At 33.1% G+C, this 17,626-nt stretch carries 18 protein-coding genes and 1 pseudogene; 12 read left to right on the top strand and 7 right to left on the bottom strand.

Going from position 1 to position 17,626, the window contains the following annotated elements; genetic code table 11:
- Window positions 1–84: 84 nt before the first annotated feature.
- Window positions 85–273 (top strand): annotated as a pseudogene (locus tag HMPREF3058_RS12420) (hypothetical protein); the annotation flags it as partial.
- Window positions 274–323: 50 nt separating this feature from the next.
- On the opposite strand, the gene thiD reads toward HMPREF3058_RS12420, so the two are convergent.
- Complete coding sequence (gene thiD / locus HMPREF3058_RS06565) at window positions 324–1,154, bottom strand: bifunctional hydroxymethylpyrimidine kinase/phosphomethylpyrimidine kinase (protein WP_002458379.1); 831 nt, start codon at window positions 1,152–1,154, stop codon at window positions 324–326.
- Window positions 1,155–1,260: 106 nt separating this feature from the next.
- A complete protein-coding gene (locus HMPREF3058_RS06570) occupies window positions 1,261–2,241 on the bottom strand; it encodes a choloylglycine hydrolase family protein (protein WP_002475493.1) in 981 nt (326 codons plus the stop codon).
- A 166-nt stretch (window positions 2,242–2,407) separates the two neighbouring features.
- Here HMPREF3058_RS06570 and HMPREF3058_RS06575 point away from each other — a divergent pair, with 166 nt between their 5' ends.
- The 4 genes from HMPREF3058_RS06575 to HMPREF3058_RS06590 all read left to right on the top strand — a co-directional run bounded on the left by HMPREF3058_RS06575 (window position 2,408) and on the right by HMPREF3058_RS06590 (window position 5,426).
- Window positions 2,408–3,058 (top strand): uracil-DNA glycosylase, encoded by a 651-nt coding sequence (locus tag HMPREF3058_RS06575; RefSeq protein ID WP_002445765.1) that lies wholly within the window; start codon window positions 2,408–2,410, stop codon window positions 3,056–3,058.
- Window positions 3,059–3,067: 9 nt separating this feature from the next.
- A complete protein-coding gene (locus tag HMPREF3058_RS06580) occupies window positions 3,068–3,427 on the top strand; it encodes a DUF5327 family protein (protein WP_002445766.1) in 360 nt (119 codons plus the stop codon).
- A 24-nt stretch (window positions 3,428–3,451) separates the two neighbouring features.
- On the top strand, window positions 3,452–3,820 hold the full coding sequence (locus HMPREF3058_RS06585; RefSeq protein WP_002495847.1) for a DUF423 domain-containing protein: 369 nt from the start codon (window positions 3,452–3,454) through the stop codon (window positions 3,818–3,820).
- A 115-nt stretch (window positions 3,821–3,935) separates the two neighbouring features.
- Window positions 3,936–5,426 carry an APC family permease gene (locus tag HMPREF3058_RS06590; RefSeq protein ID WP_002445768.1) on the top strand — a complete coding sequence of 497 codons (1,491 nt, stop codon included), beginning with the start codon at window positions 3,936–3,938 and terminating at the stop codon, window positions 5,424–5,426.
- Window positions 5,427–5,586: 160 nt separating this feature from the next.
- On the opposite strand, the gene HMPREF3058_RS06595 is transcribed toward HMPREF3058_RS06590, so the two are convergent.
- The 3 genes from HMPREF3058_RS06595 to hemQ all read right to left on the bottom strand — a co-directional run bounded on the left by HMPREF3058_RS06595 (window position 5,587) and on the right by hemQ (window position 8,069).
- Window positions 5,587–6,039 carry a threonine/serine exporter family protein gene (locus HMPREF3058_RS06595; RefSeq protein ID WP_002445769.1) on the bottom strand — a complete coding sequence of 151 codons (453 nt, stop codon included), beginning with the start codon at window positions 6,037–6,039 and terminating at the stop codon, window positions 5,587–5,589.
- A 12-nt stretch (window positions 6,040–6,051) separates the two neighbouring features.
- Entirely contained in the window at window positions 6,052–6,816 is a 765-nt protein-coding gene (locus tag HMPREF3058_RS06600) for a threonine/serine exporter family protein (RefSeq protein WP_002445770.1), read from the bottom strand.
- A gap of 503 nt (window positions 6,817–7,319) precedes the next feature.
- Complete coding sequence (hemQ, locus tag HMPREF3058_RS06605) at window positions 7,320–8,069, bottom strand: hydrogen peroxide-dependent heme synthase (RefSeq protein WP_002458373.1); 750 nt, start codon at window positions 8,067–8,069, stop codon at window positions 7,320–7,322.
- Window positions 8,070–8,239: 170 nt separating this feature from the next.
- On the opposite strand from hemQ, the gene pta reads away from it, so the two are divergent.
- The 6 genes from pta to HMPREF3058_RS06635 all read left to right on the top strand — a co-directional run bounded on the left by pta (window position 8,240) and on the right by HMPREF3058_RS06635 (window position 14,309).
- Window positions 8,240–9,229, top strand: a complete 990-nt coding sequence (pta, locus tag HMPREF3058_RS06610) for a phosphate acetyltransferase (RefSeq protein ID WP_002486803.1) — start codon at window positions 8,240–8,242, stop codon at window positions 9,227–9,229.
- Window positions 9,229–10,068, top strand: coding sequence for a lipoate--protein ligase family protein (locus HMPREF3058_RS06615; RefSeq protein ID WP_002445773.1), 840 nt, complete (start codon window positions 9,229–9,231; stop codon window positions 10,066–10,068). Before pta ends, HMPREF3058_RS06615 begins: the two co-directional genes overlap by 1 nt.
- A gap of 690 nt (window positions 10,069–10,758) precedes the next feature.
- Window positions 10,759–11,679 (top strand): mevalonate kinase, encoded by a 921-nt coding sequence (gene mvk / locus HMPREF3058_RS06620; protein WP_002491450.1) that lies wholly within the window; start codon window positions 10,759–10,761, stop codon window positions 11,677–11,679.
- Window positions 11,680–11,683: 4 nt separating this feature from the next.
- Entirely contained in the window at window positions 11,684–12,667 is a 984-nt protein-coding gene (mvaD, locus tag HMPREF3058_RS06625) for a diphosphomevalonate decarboxylase (RefSeq protein WP_002458370.1), read from the top strand.
- Window positions 12,668–12,679: 12 nt separating this feature from the next.
- Window positions 12,680–13,756, top strand: coding sequence for a phosphomevalonate kinase (locus tag HMPREF3058_RS06630; RefSeq protein ID WP_001832075.1), 1,077 nt, complete (start codon window positions 12,680–12,682; stop codon window positions 13,754–13,756).
- A gap of 211 nt (window positions 13,757–13,967) precedes the next feature.
- Window positions 13,968–14,309, top strand: coding sequence for a YuzB family protein (locus tag HMPREF3058_RS06635; RefSeq protein WP_001832090.1), 342 nt, complete (start codon window positions 13,968–13,970; stop codon window positions 14,307–14,309).
- A gap of 320 nt (window positions 14,310–14,629) precedes the next feature.
- On the opposite strand, the gene merA is transcribed toward HMPREF3058_RS06635, so the two are convergent.
- Window positions 14,630–15,961 carry a hypothiocyanous acid reductase MerA gene (merA, locus tag HMPREF3058_RS06640; protein WP_002491454.1) on the bottom strand — a complete coding sequence of 444 codons (1,332 nt, stop codon included), beginning with the start codon at window positions 15,959–15,961 and terminating at the stop codon, window positions 14,630–14,632.
- Window positions 15,962–15,965: 4 nt separating this feature from the next.
- A complete protein-coding gene (gene hypR, locus HMPREF3058_RS06645; protein ID WP_002468721.1) occupies window positions 15,966–16,388 on the bottom strand; it encodes a redox-sensitive transcriptional regulator HypR in 423 nt (140 codons plus the stop codon).
- A gap of 156 nt (window positions 16,389–16,544) precedes the next feature.
- Between hypR and HMPREF3058_RS06650 the strand changes: the two genes are divergently transcribed.
- Window positions 16,545–17,483: an aldo/keto reductase gene (locus HMPREF3058_RS06650; RefSeq protein ID WP_002475598.1), complete on the top strand. Its 939-nt coding sequence runs from the start codon at window positions 16,545–16,547 to the stop codon at window positions 17,481–17,483.
- The last annotated feature ends 143 nt before the right edge of the window (window positions 17,484–17,626 follow it).

The following is a 17,626-nucleotide window of genomic DNA, read 5'->3' on the forward strand; positions in this document are numbered from 1 at the left end:
CACAAATGATATTTCACGACATGTAAATGATATTGCAGAAACAATTCCCGATACTGAATTCGATGAATTCAGACATTATCGTAGCTTAATATAAGAAAAGTAACAGCTCAACGAGCTGAAAATTATCAAAAAAATTATAAAAAAGACAATTCCTATATTATTTCAATAGAAATTGTCTTTATTTACTTATCTTGGACCTTTTTGTCCCAGGCTTTCCACATCTATATAGATATTGATTTAATTATAATTACAAAGTTTGTAGGAATTAAATGAGCCTATAAATTAGGGCTAAAATGTACTAGTATTTATACAATCTAGTATTTTTAAACCTCAGTGACTTCAACGTTAATCTGTTCAATACGGTTATATGCACCATGATCAACAGGTCCTACAAAGTCATTCATTTTCCAACCATTTTTGATTGCTGAAGCTACAAATGCTTTAGCAGCAATGATTGCTTCTTTTGGAGATTTACCGTTCGCAAGATAAGCTGTTGTGGCAGCAGCAAATGTGCATCCTGCACCATGATTATAACTTTGTTGGAACATGTCAGTAGTTAATTGATAAAATTGTTGGCCATCATAGTACAAGTCATAAGATTTATCTTGATCGAGTGCTTTGCCACCTTTAATAATGACATGAGGTGTGCCTTTGTCATAAATCACTTGAGCAGCTTTTTTCATGTCCTCAATTGATGTTAATTTTCCTAAACCAGAGAGTTGACCTGCTTCGAATAAATTCGGGGTAACTACTGTAGCTTTAGGTAGTAAATATTGAATCATTGCTTCTGTGTTTCCTGGGTTAAGTACTTCGTCTTCACCTTTACAAACCATTACTGGATCAACTACAAAATAGTCTGCACCAGATTCAACAAAAACATCTCCGGCACGTTTAATAATGTCTTGTGTTCCTAACATCCCTGTTTTAATAGCATCAGGTCCAATTGATATTGCTGTTTCAAGTTGTTTTTCGAAGACATTCATATCAATGGGTGTTACATCATGGGACCATGTTTCTTTATCCATTGTCACAATAGATGTTAAAGCTACCATTCCATATACATCAAGTTCTTGGAACGTTTTAAGATCTGCTTGCATACCGGCACCAGCACTTGTATCTGAACCAGCTATCGTTAATACTTTTTTTAAAGCCATCATTCATTCACTCCCATTAATTTCTAGTGTCTTTATCATATCATGTTTATCGCGTACGCTAAATTATTATATTTTGTAAAATTCAAAATCAATCATCATACGTTAGTTACTGTATTGATGTTATCTTTAATTCGTGATTAATAGGTAAGAATGTCAACTCATTCTTACTTAAAAGATCTTCAGTTAATTTTATTTTGAAAATTTGATTACTAAAGTATGGCTTAATATAATAGCTTCTTTCTTTACTTTCCATCACTAATTGATATTGTGTGTAATGTATTTTATTGGCATCGATAACTGCACCTTGAGGGATACTGACTGATTCTAGAACTTTAAAACAATTCATTAAATTTTCATCTTCATTATGGGAACAGCGTAGTTGGTGTCTTAAATATGTAGCCCGTATAAAACGTTCTGTTGAAGTATAACCACCCGGTAAGCCATTTGTTCCTGCTTCACAGCCCATTGATCTTACTAGCATTTTACCTATTAATTGATTGGTTGATTTCTGTGGTGTTAAATAAGCATAATTTCTTAAGTTAGATAGATGCCAATCTAATTTAGGCGCATTTGTTAAGGTATGAACATAATTATCTTTAACTATTAATAAGCCATTGTAAGGTTCTATGGCTACGGTATGTCCTGTTTCATCAGTGACCATGAAATGTAAAGGAGGAACGATATTCAAAGTTGTATTTTTTTCATTCATAATATTGATCTTCTTAACCTTTTGTTTTAATTCGCTAATACTTTTATTAAAACCTAAAACCCAAACAATAAACTCCTCAGGTGCTAAGTTAAAATAACCATAACGTTTATGGGTACTGTATGAGGCTTCACCAGTGAAGTAATGGTTCGAAATAGCTAAACCTTTTTCGTTTATACCATCACCAAATCTATAACGTCCTACTTTTAAATTTGTTCCAACAAAACCATATTCAAGACGCATGTCTGAATCTAGATCAAATTGGTAGTGATAATGACGTGGAACAATGGTTGGGATACCATTAAATTCAAATGCAAAGTCCATCGTTCTAGCTAAATAATGATAACGTTGTTTTGTATATAAAGAAATAGCCGTACACATATATAACACTCCAAACTACTGAAATTTATCTATAGTAATTGTAATATAATTAAAAATAGATAGATTGTAAACCTAAAATATATAAAGGTTTACAAAAATTAATGCTTATAAAATCAGTCATTTTTCCAATATGAATATGTTAAAATGTAGCTTGAGGTGAAAACGAATGAAATGGTCAGAGGTATTTCATGATATAACAACACGCCATGATTTTCAGGCGATGCATGACTTTTTAGAAAAAGAATATACGACTCAAATCGTTTATCCAGATAAAAAAAATATCTATCAAGCATTTGATTTAACGCCTTTTGAAGATATCAAGGTTGTTATTTTAGGACAAGATCCTTATCACGGTCCTAATCAAGCACATGGTTTAGCATTTTCAGTGCAACCTCATGCTAAATTTCCACCATCTTTAAGAAATATGTATCAAGAACTAGAAAATGATATAGGGTGTCATAGAACTTCGCCCCATTTACAAGACTGGGCAAGAGAAGGTGTCTTGCTATTAAATACGGTATTGACTGTTCGACAAGGTGAAGCACATTCACATCGAAATATTGGGTGGGAAACATTTACGGATGAAATCATACAAGCTGTTTCTAATTATCGTGAGCATGTTGTTTTTATTCTTTGGGGAAGACCTGCTCAACAAAAGGAACGATTCATTGATACATCTAAACATTTAATTATTAAATCGCCACATCCTAGTCCACTATCGGCTTTTAGAGGATTTTTTGGTTCTAAACCTTATTCAACTACAAATAATTATTTAAAATCTAAAGGAAAAACACCAGTTCAGTGGTGTGAAAGTTAGGTGAGAATAATGAACAAAGAACAGATTCTACAATTGATTGAGCAAGAATTGGTACAAGCAGATGAAGCTCAGACAGATACTGAATTTGAAAAGCATATGTATGCTATACACATGCTCACATCTCTTGTTAGTTCTCATCAAAGTCGTTCAACAATAGAGAAATTAAATCGTTCTAAACCAATGAATAGTAATATAAAAGATGATTATGAGATGAAACAACAGACTTCACAAAAACATGATGTAACTGCAGCTGAAATAGAAGCAATGGGTGGTAAAGTACCACAATCAATGAAAAAGCATCATACTTCTAATAATATGATGATTACAGATGATCATGTTGGTAATGGTGAATCTATTTTTGATTTTTAAATATAAAGGAGTACATTCAAAATGATGAAAGTTTTTATTATTTTAGGTGCATTAAATGCAATGATGGCTGTCGGTACTGGGGCATTTGGAGCACATGGATTGGAAGGTAAATTATCAGATAAATACATGTCAATATGGGAAAAAGCAACAACTTATCAAATGTATCATGGATTAGGTCTGTTAGTTATAGGTTTAATAAGTGGTACAACATCAATGAATGTAAATTGGGCTGGTTGGTTATTATTCTTTGGTATTGTCTTTTTCAGTGGTTCCTTGTATTTCTTAGCCTTAACACAAGTTCGTATTTTAGGTGCAATTACGCCAATAGGTGGTGTTCTATTTATAATTGGTTGGCTTGTTCTTGTAATTGCTACACTTAAATTCGCAGGGTAATCACTTCATACAATCTTGTTACAATATGACGTTCTTTACAATTTAATGGTAAAAGTTCATGAGTTAATTCACTCACCTTTTAGGGTATACTATACTCTCGAGGTGAGTTTTATTTATGGAAAATAAAAATAACAATGTAGATAGAGGTAACCTTAAGCAGAATCTTTCCGAGAAATTTGTATGGGCTATTGCATATGGTTCGTGTATCGGATGGGGCGCTTTTATATTACCAGGAGATTGGATTAAACAATCAGGGCCTATTGCTTCTTCAATAGGTATAGTAATCGGTGCGTTATTGATGATTCTTATTGCAGTAAGTTATGGCGCACTCGTTGAAAAATTTCCTGTTTCTGGTGGCGCATTTGCTTTTAGTTTTTTAAGTTTTGGAAGATATGTAAGCTTTTTCTCTTCATGGTTTTTAACATTTGGCTATGTTTGTGTTGTTGCGTTAAATGCGACAGCATTCAGTTTGTTGATTAAATTTTTATTACCAAATGTTTTGAACAACGGAAAGTTATATACAGTAGCTGGTTGGGATGTTTACATAACTGAAATTGTTATCGCAACAGTGCTACTTATAGTGTTTATGTTGATTACTATTAGAGGTGCCAGTGTGTCTGGTTCGTTACAATATTACTTCTGTGTTGCAATGGTCCTTGTAGTTGCACTTATGTTTATAGGTTCTTTCTTTAGCAGTCACTTTAGTTTGAGTCATTTAGAGCCATTAGCAAGTGTAGATAAAGGATGGTTTCAATCAATCATTATGATTGTCTCTATTGCACCATGGGCGTACGTAGGGTTTGATAATATACCGCAAACTGCTGAAGAATTTAACTTTTCTCCTAACAAGACGTTTAAACTTATTGTTTATAGTTTACTAGCTGCGTCACTCACTTATGTAGTGATGTTACTTTACACAGGCTGGCTAGGTACACAAGCAACAAGTTTAAATGGTAACTTATGGCTTACCGGTGCAGTGACTCAAGATGCATTCGGTTTTATTGGCCTTGCAGTATTAGCAGTGGCAATTATTATGGGGATTTTTACTGGATTAAATGGATTTTTAATGAGTTCGAGTCGCTTACTATTTTCAATGGGGCGCTCTGGCATTATGCCAACAGTATTTAGTAAATTACACAGTAAACATAAAACACCATATGTCGCTATTATTTTCTTAGTAGCTGTATCTTTAATTGCTCCTTGGTTAGGTAGAACGGCATTAACATGGATTGTAGATATGTCATCTACAGGTGTTTCAATTGCATATTTTATTACTTGTTTATCTGCTACGAAATTATTTAGTTTTAATAAACAGAGTAATACGTATGCACCAGTTTATAAAATTTTTGGTATTATAGGATCGATTGTATCCTTTGTGTTCTTATGTTTATTGCTTATTCCAGGTTCTCCTGCAGCACTTTCGATACCATCATACATCGCTTTAGGAATTTGGTTGGTAATAGGATTAATCTTTTTTATCATTCGCTTGCCAAAACTTAAGAAAATGAATAATGATGAAATGAGTCGATTGATTTTAAATCATTCTGAAGACGAAGTTTTAGAGATGATTCATGAACCTGGCCAATCTAATTCAACGAATAAATAAATTTAAAAGTTATTTTGTGACAATATTATAAAATCCCAAAATGAAATTTTTGAGAATTTCATTTTGGGATTTTTATTTATCATATATTTTCCAACAATATTTAACCATAAATTTAATTGGTTAGAGTAACGTTAATTTTTAGCGAAAGATTTCATTGATATTACAATCTTTTTCTGGTACGCGCAAAACCTGAAATAACGATTTTAGAAATTTGATCAGCAAATAATAAACCCAAAGCAATAGCACCTGCTATTAATGTCACTTCAAGCATTGTGTTAATCGCCTTACCAAAGTGTAATAACACTAAGTTTTTAGTGGCATCATAAGCAAGTCCACCTGGAACTAGAGGTATAATACCTGTAACCATAAAAATAATTACAGGCTCTTTTTTTCGACGAGCCATGTAATGACTAAGTAGACCTAACGCTAAACTTCCGAAAAAGCTTGAGTAAATCGTATGGAGCTCAAAGCCGTTAAATAATAGAGTATAAACCATCCATCCACAAGCGCCGACAAAGCCACAAGCAAAATACAACTTCCTAGGGGCATCAAATATGACACAGAAAAAGAGTGAAGCAAGAAAGCTAAATATAAAATTAAATATCCAAAACATATGAGTGCACTCCTAGACTAAAATTAATATTGAACTTACACCAGCGCCTATACCAAAGGCAGTAACTAAAGCTTCTAAAGATTTTGTTGTAAACATTAACATATGTCCTCCGAATAAATCTTGAATAGCATTTGTAATAAGTACTCCAGGTACAATAGGCATGACCGCGGCAATGATAATTGTAGCTAAATCTCCGCTAGGAACAAATGCATGTCCAATTACAGAAATAATACCTATTACCAAAGAACCTATAAATTCTGGAATAAATTGTGCGTGTAGCTTTCGATCTAATATTTCTACTACTAAGTATCCAATCGTTCCAGCTAATACAGCTGTGATGATATCAACCAGACGACCTCCCTGTAGATAGAGGAAGCTCGAAGCGATAATTGCTGCGGCAATTCCTTTGAAGGGTAGACTGCTATCTCTTTTAGCAACATATATTTCCTCTAATTGATACTTAGCTTCTTCAAGCGTCATCGTGCCATTTGTAATTTGACGTGAGATTTCATTAGCTTGAGAAATTTTTATTAAGTTCGTATCTCGAGTTTTAATCCTATACAACCGAGGATATGCTTCGTTATGTAAAACAAATTCAATTACAGTATTAGTCACGAAACTATTACTTTCAGGATAGCCCAATTTTGTAGCAATACGTGCCATGGTATCCTCTACCCGTGTACCTTCTGCTCCAGATTCTAGTAATATACGAGCAGTAATCATAACAACATCTTTTATCAATGCTTCATGAGATGTTTCAATTGTATCCTTATTCATTTCATCACCAAATTTTTTTAAAATTAAGAATAAATCATTATTATAATTATAGTAAAGGTTTTAGGAAAACGCCACAACCCTTGAGGTTTACATGACGTGCAACTTGTTATTTAAAGTCATTTTCATAGAGTTAAGCAGATAAAATAATGATTATATAGATGAATTTTATAATAAATATTAAAAAAAACCTTATAGTTGTACATTTACCTTTATATAATGTTTCAAATATTTCAAAAAGGTTAAAATAATATTAGTTAACGATGACAGTGAATATATTGAGTAGCGACGGTATATTCTATGAGGTTAACTATATACGTAGTAGTGATTTAAAGTTCTCCCAAGGATACTACAACATAAGAGCCTAGTACATCTTAATTGTACAGGCTCTTAAAATTTTTATAGTCATTAAATTTAAGATAAGGTATTATCTTTTCTACATATTAAAAACCCTACACACCAGTAAATTATGATTCTGGTGTGTAGGGTTAATTTTTCACTTTAACTTATATACTAAAAAATTGTTTGAAGTCTTCGATGTTTAAAATATGCCCAATATAGAAACTACCAAATTCGCCATAACGAGCAGTCGTTTCATCAAAACGCATTTCATAGACAATTTTTTTGAATTGAAGTACATCATTTGAAAATAATGTAACACCCCATTCGTAGTCATCAAAACCTACTGAACCTGTGATAAACTGTTTGATTTTACCAGCATATTTACGACCTATCATCCCATGGTTATACATTAAAGTTTTACGGTCTTCGATAGGTAACATGTACCAGTTATAAGTTTCATTGCGTCGTTTATCCATTGGATAGAAACATATATATTCAGAATGTGGTAATTCAGGGTATAATCGTGCCTTAACGTGGGGATTTTCATAAGGATCCTCATCAGATTTGCCTGCTAAATAATTACTTAATTCTATCACTGACACATAGGAATAAGTTGGAATGAGATAGTCTGCGATACGTAATTTATTAAACTCATTTTCAATTTGATTTAGCTCTTTCATCTCTGGACGTAAAAACCATAGTAAAAGGTCCGCTTTTTGACCTGTAATGTTATAAATTGCATGATCACCTTGATGTGATTCTCTAGCAACTGCTTTATCTTTAACAAATGTTTCTAATTCAGTGATCATTGCTTCACGATCATCTTCAGCAATTAAACGAAAAGTTGTCCAGTCTACTGCATAAAATAAATGTAAGCTATACCAACCATCTAAAGTTTCTGCTGCTTCACTCATTATCAATCTCTCCTTTTTCAAAATTCTTATTGGATTCATTTCAAATTCTATCACAAACATTCATTTAACTACTAAAAAAATGTTTACAAAAGCGAAATGGAATTCTGATAAAAAATAACGTATAATTTACTATGTAAACGTTATTATAAGAGAGAATTAAGGAGGATATTATGGCTGATTTATTATCTGTATTACAAGACAAATTATCCGGAAAAAATGTAAAAATAGTATTACCTGAAGGTGAAGATGAACGAGTGCTCATTGCTGCGACTCAGCTACAAAAAACTGACTATGTTTCACCTATCGTTTTAGGAAACGAAGATAATATTAAATCTCTTGCGTCTAAACACGCTTTAGATTTAACGCAAATTGAAATCATAGATCCAGCGACGAGTGAACTTAAAGATGAGCTTGTAGATGCTTTTGTTGAAAGACGTAAAGGTAAGGCAACTAAAGAACAAGCAGTTGAATTATTAGATAATGTAAATTATTTCGGAACAATGCTTGTGTATACTGGAAAGGCTGAAGGTTTAGTGAGTGGTGCTGCACATTCTACTGGAGATACAGTAAGACCAGCATTACAAATTATCAAAACTAAACCTGGTGTATCTAGAACATCTGGTATTTTCTTTATGATTAAAGGTGATGAACAATATATTTTTGGGGATTGTGCTATTAATCCAGAATTAGATGCTCAAGGACTTGCTGAAATTGCAGTAGAGAGTGCTAAATCAGCACAAAGCTTTGGAATGGACCCTAAAGTAGCTATGTTAAGCTTTTCTACAAAAGGTTCTGCTAAATCGGATGATGTTACTAAAGTGCAAGAAGCATTGAAGTTAGCTCAAGAAAAAGCTGAAGCGGATCAATTAGAGCATGTAGTTATTGATGGGGAATTCCAATTTGACGCTGCTATTGTTCCTAGCGTAGCAGAGAAGAAAGCACCTGGTGCAAAAATTCAAGGTGATGCGAATGTATTTGTTTTCCCTAGTCTAGAAGCAGGTAATATTGGTTATAAGATTGCTCAACGTTTAGGTGGATACGATGCAGTAGGACCAGTCCTACAAGGATTAAACTCTCCAGTCAATGATTTATCTCGTGGTTGCTCAACTGAAGACGTTTATAACTTATCTATTATTACAGCTGCTCAAGCCTTACAATAATGGACTTAGCAACTAAATATTTTAATCAAATCAACTGGCGTTATGTCGATCATTCAAGTGGTTTAGAGCCCATGCAATCTTTTGCGTTTGATGACACTTTTTCCGAAAGCGTTGGTAAAGACTTATCTTGTAATGTAGTACGAACGTGGATACATCAACACACCGTGATTTTGGGCATTCATGATTCGCGTTTACCATTTTTAAGTGATGGTATTCGTTTTCTTACAGATGAACAAGGATATAATGCGATTGTTAGGAATTCTGGTGGCTTGGGTGTCGTATTAGATCAAGGAATATTAAATATATCTTTGATTTTTAAAGGACAAACCGAAACGACTATTGATGAAGCCTTTACAGTGATGTATTTATTGATTAGTAAAATGTTTGAGGATGAAGATGTTAGTATCGATACTAAAGAAATTGAGCAATCGTATTGCCCAGGAAAATTTGATTTAAGTATTAATGATAAGAAATTTGCCGGGATTTCTCAGCGACGAGTACGTGGTGGTATCGCAGTGCAAATATACTTATGTATTGAAGGTTCTGGCTCAGAACGGGCATTAATGATGCAACAGTTTTATCAACGTGCACTTAAAGGGCAGACTACTAAGTTTCACTATCCAGACATAGATCCCTCATGTATGGCATCTTTAGAAACTCTTTTAAATAGAGAAATTAAAGTGCAAGATGTTATGTTTTTATTATTATATGCACTAAAAGATTTAGGGGCAAACTTAAATATGGATCCTATTACAGAAGACGAGTGGACACGTTACGAGGGGTACTATGATAAGATGCTAGAACGCAATGCGAAAATAAATGAAAAATTAGATTTTTAGCAAGGTGACACTATAGATAAGTCAAAAAAATAAGCCTGGGACAAAATAATTGTCTCAGGTTTTTTTACGTATTAGCAGTGATACTTGATGTGAATAGAAAATATTTTTATATAAATTTTCAATCAAAGGGGTTCTAACCAAGAGAATTTTACATGGAAAACCAATAAAAAAGACAAGTGTTATTCGAGGTTAAAAGAGGACAACAAATTCAATCCTAGTACTATTTTGTTTAATAAAAATACCTTTCAAACAAAAGTTAAGATGACTTTGTTAGAAAATGATATATATTCTATCACAAATTTGTAGTATTATAGTTGAGGTGGAAAATTTTAAAAACTTTAGTAAAAAATTTAACGATGTTTACAAAATTGTCATTTAAGGTAAATATATTTCATGATTTTGATAACTCTTTAAAAGAGTTTTATAATATTAAAGTGTTGTGAAAACTTAAACAAAAAGTTATTATACCCTTTTGTTGTTATTTTATTTTTAAATAGTTATAATAAACGCTTGATTATTGGCGATATAATAAATGTATTCGATAAAATTGACATTTAAGTGACATCAATCAAGATGAATATGTAAAGAAATTAAATTAATATCACGTTAAACAGCAAGTCAATCATTTTAACATCGTCAGTACATCTTATGAAGTGATATTTTAAAGAAGGTATATAAAGGTGAGAAAATATGACTAGACAAGGATACGGAGAATCTACTGGAAAGATTATTCTAATGGGTGAACACGCAGTTACATTTGGTCAACCGGCAATCGCAATTCCATTTAATGCTGGGAAAATTAAAGTCCTCATTGAAAGTTTAGATGAAGGAAATTATTCTTCTATCACAAGTGACGTATATGACGGAATGTTGTACGATGCTCCCGAACATCTAAAGTCTATCATTAATCGCTTTGTTGAAAAAAGTGGAGTGAAAGAACCACTATCAGTAAAAATTCAAACTAACTTGCCTCCATCAAGAGGTTTAGGTTCAAGTGCTGCAGTAGCAGTAGCGTTTGTACGTGCCAGTTATGATTTTATGGATCAACCTTTAGATGACAAAACATTGATTAAAGAAGTGAATTGGGCGGAGCAAATCGCACATGGTAAGCCAAGTGGTATCGATACGCAAACGATTGTGTCAAATAAACCTGTATGGTTTAAACAAGGGAAGGCCGAAACATTAAAATCACTAAAATTGAATGGTTATATGGTTGTCATTGATACCGGAGTAAAGGGTTCTACCAAACAAGCAGTGGAAGATGTTCACGTATTGTGTGAATCTAATGAATATATGAAATATGTAGAGCACATTGGTACACTTGTTCACAGAGCTAGTGAATCGATTGAACAGCATGATTTCCATCATTTGGCTGACATATTTAACGCATGTCAAAAAGACTTGAGACATTTAACAGTAAGTCACGATAAAATAGAAAAATTACTTCAAATTGGGAAAGAACATGGTGCCATTGCTGGTAAACTAACTGGTGGAGGAAGAGGTGGCAGCATGCTTCTTCTTGCGGAAAATTTACAAACTGCAAAAACTATTGTTGCTGCAGTTGAAAAGGCTGGCGCAGCACATACATGGATTGAACATTTAGGAGGTTAAATCATTGGTGAAAAGTGGCAAAGCACGAGCACATACAAATATTGCGTTGATTAAGTATTGGGGGAAAGCTGATGAAACTTACATTATTCCTATGAATAATAGTTTATCAATTACCTTAGATCGATTTTATACTGAAACAAAAGTGACTTTTGACCCTGATTTTACTGAAGATCGCCTTATTTTAAATGGAAATGAAGTGAATGCCAAAGAGAAAGAAAAGATTCAAAACTATATGAATATAGTGAGAGATTTGGCTGGAAATCGTTTGCATGCGCGAATTGAAAGTGAGAATCATGTGCCAACAGCAGCTGGACTTGCTTCTTCAGCGAGTGCTTACGCTGCTTTAGCTGCCGCTTGTAATGAAGCTTTGTCATTGAACTTATCAGATACAGACTTATCACGTTTAGCTCGACGTGGTTCAGGTTCTGCTTCTAGAAGTATTTTTGGTGGATTTGCTGAATGGGAAAAAGGGCATGATGATTTGACCTCATATGCACATGAAATTAATTCCAATGGTTGGGAAAAAGATTTATCAATGATATTTGTAGTGATTAATAATCAGTCAAAAAAAGTATCTAGTAGGTCAGGTATGTCACTAACAAGAGATACTTCTAGATTCTATCAATATTGGTTGGATCACGTTGATGAAGATTTAAATGAAGCTAAAGAGGCAGTTAAAAACCAAGATTTTCAACGCTTAGGCGAAGTCATTGAAGCAAATGGTTTACGTATGCATGCCACTAACTTAGGTGCTCAACCTCCTTTTACGTATTTAGTGCAAGAAAGCTACGATGCTATGGCGATTGTGGAACAGTGTCGAAAAGCCAATTTACCTTGTTACTTTACAATGGATGCGGGTCCCAATGTAAAAGTTTTAGTAGAAAAGAAAAATAAACAAGCTGTGATGGAACAATTTTTAAAAGTATTTGACGAATCGAAGATTATAGCAAGTGATATCATCAGCTCTGGCGTTGAAATTATTAAGTAAGGAAGAGATAGAATGATTCAGGTAAAAGCCCCCGGAAAACTTTATATTGCAGGCGAGTATGCAGTAACCGAACCAGGATATAAATCTATTCTTATTGCAGTAAATCGCTTTGTAACGGCGACAATTGAGGCGTCAAATAAAGTTGAAGGTAGTATTCATTCCAAAACATTACATTATGAACCAGTTAAATTTGACCGTAATGAAGATAGAATTGAAATCTCAGATGTTCAAGCTGCTAAGCAACTGAAATATGTTGTGACAGCTATAGAAGTGTTTGAACAGTATGTGCGCAGTTGCAATATGAATTTAAAGCACTTTCATTTAACCATTGATAGTAACTTAGCAGATAACTCTGGTCAGAAGTACGGATTAGGTTCAAGCGCCGCTGTTTTAGTATCTGTTGTTAAAGCTTTGAATGAATTCTATGGTTTGGAATTATCAAACCTTTATATTTATAAATTAGCTGTAATTGCAAATATGAAATTACAAAGTTTAAGTTCATGTGGTGATATTGCGGTTAGTGTCTACAGTGGTTGGCTTGCATATAGTACGTTCGACCATGACTGGGTGAAACAGCAAATGGAAGAAACATCGGTGAATGATGTTTTGGAAAAAAATTGGCCAGGCTTACATATCGAACCTTTACAAGCTCCCGAAAATATGGAAGTACTTATTGGATGGACTGGGTCCCCAGCTTCTTCTCCACACTTAGTGAGTGAAGTCAAACGTTTAAAATCAGATCCAAGTTTTTATGGTGATTTTTTAGATCAATCTCATGCTTGTGTAGAAAGTTTAATCCAAGCTTTTAAAACTAATAATATCAAAGGTGTTCAAAAGATGATACGTATAAACAGACGTATTATTCAATCTATGGATAACGAAGCATCAGTTGAAATTGAAACAGATAAGCTAAAAAAATTATGTGATGTCGGTGAAAAGCACGGTGGCGCTTCTAAAACTTCAGGTGCTGGTGGTGGCGATTGCGGCATTACTATTATCAATAAGGTAATTGATAAAAATATTATTTATAACGAATGGCAAATGAATGATATCAAACCATTGAAATTTAAAATTTACCATGGACAATAAGTAAAGTAACTCGTGATATAAGTCATTTAGGGTTCGAGGCTCAACCGGGGGGTGGGACTGTGTATTCAGTTCCACTTTCTTATTTTATTAGTATATGGTATGTATGAATTTTAAAGTGAAAAGTATCTTGAATTTTATAGTAAAAAGAGTAAAATAAATAGAGTTATATTAACGATGATGGAAGAGTTTATATAGAAAGGTGGGTAGCAAGATGAAAAATAAATTTTTAATCTGTGATGAGTGTCAGGCTGTGAATTTAAAATCTTTGAAGCGAAAATTAGAAAAATTAGATCCGGAAGCTGAAATTGAAATAGGCTGTCAATCTTATTGTGGACCAGGTCGGCGTAAAACATTTGCATTTGTTAATAATCGACCACTTGCTGCGTTAACCGAAGAAGAACTTATGGAAAAGGTTACAAAACAATTAAAAAAACCACGTGATCCAGAAGAAGAAGAGCGACTTAGAAAACGTAACGAAGAACGAAAACGTCGTAAAGAAGAACAAGATCGCAAACTTAAGGAAAAGTTAAAGAAGCGCAAAGCAGAGAAATAAATCAAAACCACCTGAGACATGAATGATTGTCGCGGGTGGTTTTAATGTTAATAGTACATAATTAAGTTGCAAATTCGAATATATGAAGCTATTTAATTTTCATTACTTTGTAATATGATAGAAGAAAGCATTAAATATGAATACTGTCATATTCTTATTAAAGACTGATGAGTTCTAAAAAATGAATTTATCGGTCTTTAATTTTAAATAGTCATAATAGATAATTCCTACATTTGTAGTATCTAATCATCAGAGATCAAAGTATAGAGTGGAACGCAGGAGAAGGACTCTCCTGCATAAGAACCACTAATAATCAGAGATCAAAGTGGTTCTAAAAACAAGTCATTAAAAGATTCGGTCATTGTCGGATGTGTGTATATATTATCTCTTAATACTGTGTAAGGAATATGTTGATCTATAGCAAGTTTGATTAAGTTAATCAGTTCTTCTGATTCTTTGCCATATAATGACGCTCCTAAAATTTCTTTTGTATCTTTATTAATTACTGCTTTAAATAAACCTCTGGAATCATTATTGATTTTGTGACGGGGTATGTTACTGACAAAGACTTTATTTTCTAGAATATTGTATCCTTGTAATTTCGCCTCACTTGCAATTAGTCCTACTCTAGATAGAGGAGGATCAATAAAGACCGTATAAGGTATTGCACCACGATTTTCAGTTGTTCTAGAACCATCACCAAATAGATGTGATTTAATGATTCTATAATCATCGAGTGAAATATACGTAAATTGCAATCCGCCTTTAACATCACCTGCAGCGTATATGTGTTTCACTGTACTTTGCAAATGTGTATTTACAATTACTTCACCTTGTTTTCCGATTTTTACATCTGTATTTTCAAGACCTAAGTGATTTGTATTTGGCTTACGACCTGTGGCTAAGAGCACAGTATCAGCTGATATTTCTCCATGATTTGTGTGTATGATAGTTTGATCTTTATTGTTTGAAAATGCAATAGTACTAGTATTAGTGTTTATAGTCACACCTTTATCTTGTAAATCTTTGACAATAAGATTTGCAATGTCTTGATCTTCATTTGTCATGATAGCATCACCACGCTCAAGAATTGTTACATGTGTTCCAAAATTTGCAAACATTGAAGCGAATTCGAGAGCGATATAACCACCACCAATAATAACAAGTTCTTGAGGTTGATAGTCAATATTTAGTAATCCAGTAGAATCATATATATTTTGAGCTGTATCTATCCCTTTGATATCTGGGATATTTGCACGTGAACCAGTGTTGATTACTATCTTATCTGCTGTAATTGTTTCTTGAATTGTTCCATTATTATCTTGTAGTTCTATTACCTCGTTAGAAATAAAATTAGCTTTATAATTTAGAACATCTATATTGTCCTTTGAATTTAAGCCTTGATAGTTCTTGTTATTCAATGCCTGTACGACTTCTTTTTTTCTAGTAATAGCCTCTTTGAATGAACTACCTTCAATACCATCATGAATTAATGATTTAGTCGGTATACATCCGATATTAATGCATGTACCGCCATACATCTTTGTTGATTGTTCTACCACTGCAACCTTTTGTCCGTGACTAGCAGCATGTGCCGCTAATGTTTTACCTGCTTTTCCAAAACCAATAATAATCAAATCATAATTTTTCATGGTCTTATCCCTCCTGTAAAATATCTGCCAAAACATCTGTAATATTTTTATTTTTGTAAAAATCTAATATTATTTGATGTTCTTGAGAATAATAATGTGACATTGTATGAGCAATTTTCTTAGAAATTTGACAATGACTGTCAGAATCGCCAGTAAATCGTCTTTGGCTATTATTTTTATCTAAAACAAAGTGTTGATATAACTTGGCTAAATCTACTTGAGCAGTATGTTGATTGGCTTGATAGCCTCCTGCTTTACCACGCTGAACTTTGATATAGTTGTGTTCAGTTAAATATGCTAGAACTCGCCTAAGTTGTACAGGGTTCAGACATGTTAATTTAGCTAATTCTTTACTATTAAATTGTTCTTGATCATGTTGAGCAAGAAAACATAGTACATGTACTGCAATATTGAATTCTAAATTCATTTTTACCCACCTTAATGTAACTTCATTAGTTACATTAAAGCGTATAATGATTTTAAGGTCAAGATAATTGCTCCTAATAGATAATTAACACGAATGAATAAGTTATGATTTGGGTATAATATATTTGAGTATTTTAAATAAAGGAGATGACTTTAAATGGTAAAACAAGTACGATTAGGTAAATCTGATGTCAATGTTTTTCCTATCGCATTAGGCACAAATGCAGTAGGTGGTCATAATTTATATCCTAATTTGGATGAAGAGCAAGGTAAAGAAGTTGTACGTCAAGCTATTGATAATGGTATAACATTATTAGATACAGCATATATCTATGGGCCAGAACGTTCTGAAGAATTAGTTGGACAAGTTGTAAAAGAATATCCACGCGAGAAAGTGCAAATTGCAACAAAAGGTTCGCATGTTATTAAAGAAAATGGAGAAGTTGTTCAAAATAACGATCCAGAATATTTAAAACAGCAAGTTGAAAATAGTTTGGAACGTCTTCAAGTGGATTATATTGATTTGTATTATATTCATTTTCCTGATGACGATACACCAAAAGATAAAGCAGTGGCGGCTCTCAAAGAGCTTAAAGATGAAGGTAAAATTAAAGCAATAGGTGTATCTAATTTCTCTTTAGAACAATTAAAAGAAGCGAATAAAGATGGATATGTTGATGTTGTTCAATTAGAATACAATTTATTACATCGTGAAAATGAAGAAGTAATGGCATATGCTGCAGAAAATAATATTACATTTGTTCCTTACTTCCCACTTGCTTCAGGTATACTAGCTGGCAAGTACGATGAAAATCAAACATTTGAGGATCATCGTGCAGAACGTCCTGATTTTCAACCAGACGTATTCAAAGATAATGTGCGTCGTGTAAAAGCATTAACTGATATTGCAGAGGCACATGATACAACGATTGCCAATGTCGTATTAGCATTTTATCTTACACGTCCATCACTAGATGTTGTCATCCCTGGTGCAAAACGTGCAGAGCAAGTTGTTGAAAATATTGATGCTGCAAATATTGAATTATCGCAAGGTGAAATAGACAAAATTGATAGTTTATTCCCAATTAAAAAATAACTTAAGAGATAGATTAAGAACCTGAGACATCATTTGTTGTCTCAGGTATTTTTTACGCAATAAAAAATAGTACTGAATTGAAAAAAATTTGTAACAACTGTTCATACATGTTGTTGCAATGGAACAAACCATTGAGTATGAAT

The sequence above is a fragment of the Staphylococcus sp. HMSC068G11 genome, assembly GCF_001815825.1.
In the GTDB taxonomy this organism is placed as follows: Bacteria; Bacillota; Bacilli; order Staphylococcales; family Staphylococcaceae; genus Staphylococcus; species Staphylococcus epidermidis.

Bases quoted from the DNA above. Each gene is read 5' to 3' on its own strand.
- thiD (WP_002458379.1), bottom strand. From the start codon at position 1,154: ATGGCTTTAAAAAAAGTATTAACGATAGCTGGTTCAGATACAAGTGCT.
- HMPREF3058_RS06570 (WP_002475493.1), bottom strand. From the start codon at position 2,241: ATGTGTACGGCTATTTCTTTATATACAAAACAACGTTATCATTATTTA.
- HMPREF3058_RS06575 (WP_002445765.1), top strand. From the start codon at position 2,408: ATGAAATGGTCAGAGGTATTTCATGATATAACAACACGCCATGATTTT.
- HMPREF3058_RS06580 (WP_002445766.1), top strand. From the start codon at position 3,068: ATGAACAAAGAACAGATTCTACAATTGATTGAGCAAGAATTGGTACAA.
- HMPREF3058_RS06585 (WP_002495847.1), top strand. From the start codon at position 3,452: ATGAAAGTTTTTATTATTTTAGGTGCATTAAATGCAATGATGGCTGTC.
- HMPREF3058_RS06590 (WP_002445768.1), top strand. From the start codon at position 3,936: ATGGAAAATAAAAATAACAATGTAGATAGAGGTAACCTTAAGCAGAAT.
- HMPREF3058_RS06595 (WP_002445769.1), bottom strand. From the start codon at position 6,039: ATGTTTTGGATATTTAATTTTATATTTAGCTTTCTTGCTTCACTCTTT.
- HMPREF3058_RS06600 (WP_002445770.1), bottom strand. From the start codon at position 6,816: ATGAATAAGGATACAATTGAAACATCTCATGAAGCATTGATAAAAGAT.
- hemQ (WP_002458373.1), bottom strand. From the start codon at position 8,069: ATGAGTGAAGCAGCAGAAACTTTAGATGGTTGGTATAGCTTACATTTA.
- pta (WP_002486803.1), top strand. From the start codon at position 8,240: ATGGCTGATTTATTATCTGTATTACAAGACAAATTATCCGGAAAAAAT.
- HMPREF3058_RS06615 (WP_002445773.1), top strand. From the start codon at position 9,229: ATGGACTTAGCAACTAAATATTTTAATCAAATCAACTGGCGTTATGTC.
- mvk (WP_002491450.1), top strand. From the start codon at position 10,759: ATGACTAGACAAGGATACGGAGAATCTACTGGAAAGATTATTCTAATG.
- HMPREF3058_RS06630 (WP_001832075.1), top strand. From the start codon at position 12,680: ATGATTCAGGTAAAAGCCCCCGGAAAACTTTATATTGCAGGCGAGTAT.
- HMPREF3058_RS06635 (WP_001832090.1), top strand. From the start codon at position 13,968: ATGAAAAATAAATTTTTAATCTGTGATGAGTGTCAGGCTGTGAATTTA.
- merA (WP_002491454.1), bottom strand. From the start codon at position 15,961: ATGAAAAATTATGATTTGATTATTATTGGTTTTGGAAAAGCAGGTAAA.
- hypR (WP_002468721.1), bottom strand. From the start codon at position 16,388: ATGAATTTAGAATTCAATATTGCAGTACATGTACTATGTTTTCTTGCT.
- HMPREF3058_RS06650 (WP_002475598.1), top strand. From the start codon at position 16,545: ATGGTAAAACAAGTACGATTAGGTAAATCTGATGTCAATGTTTTTCCT.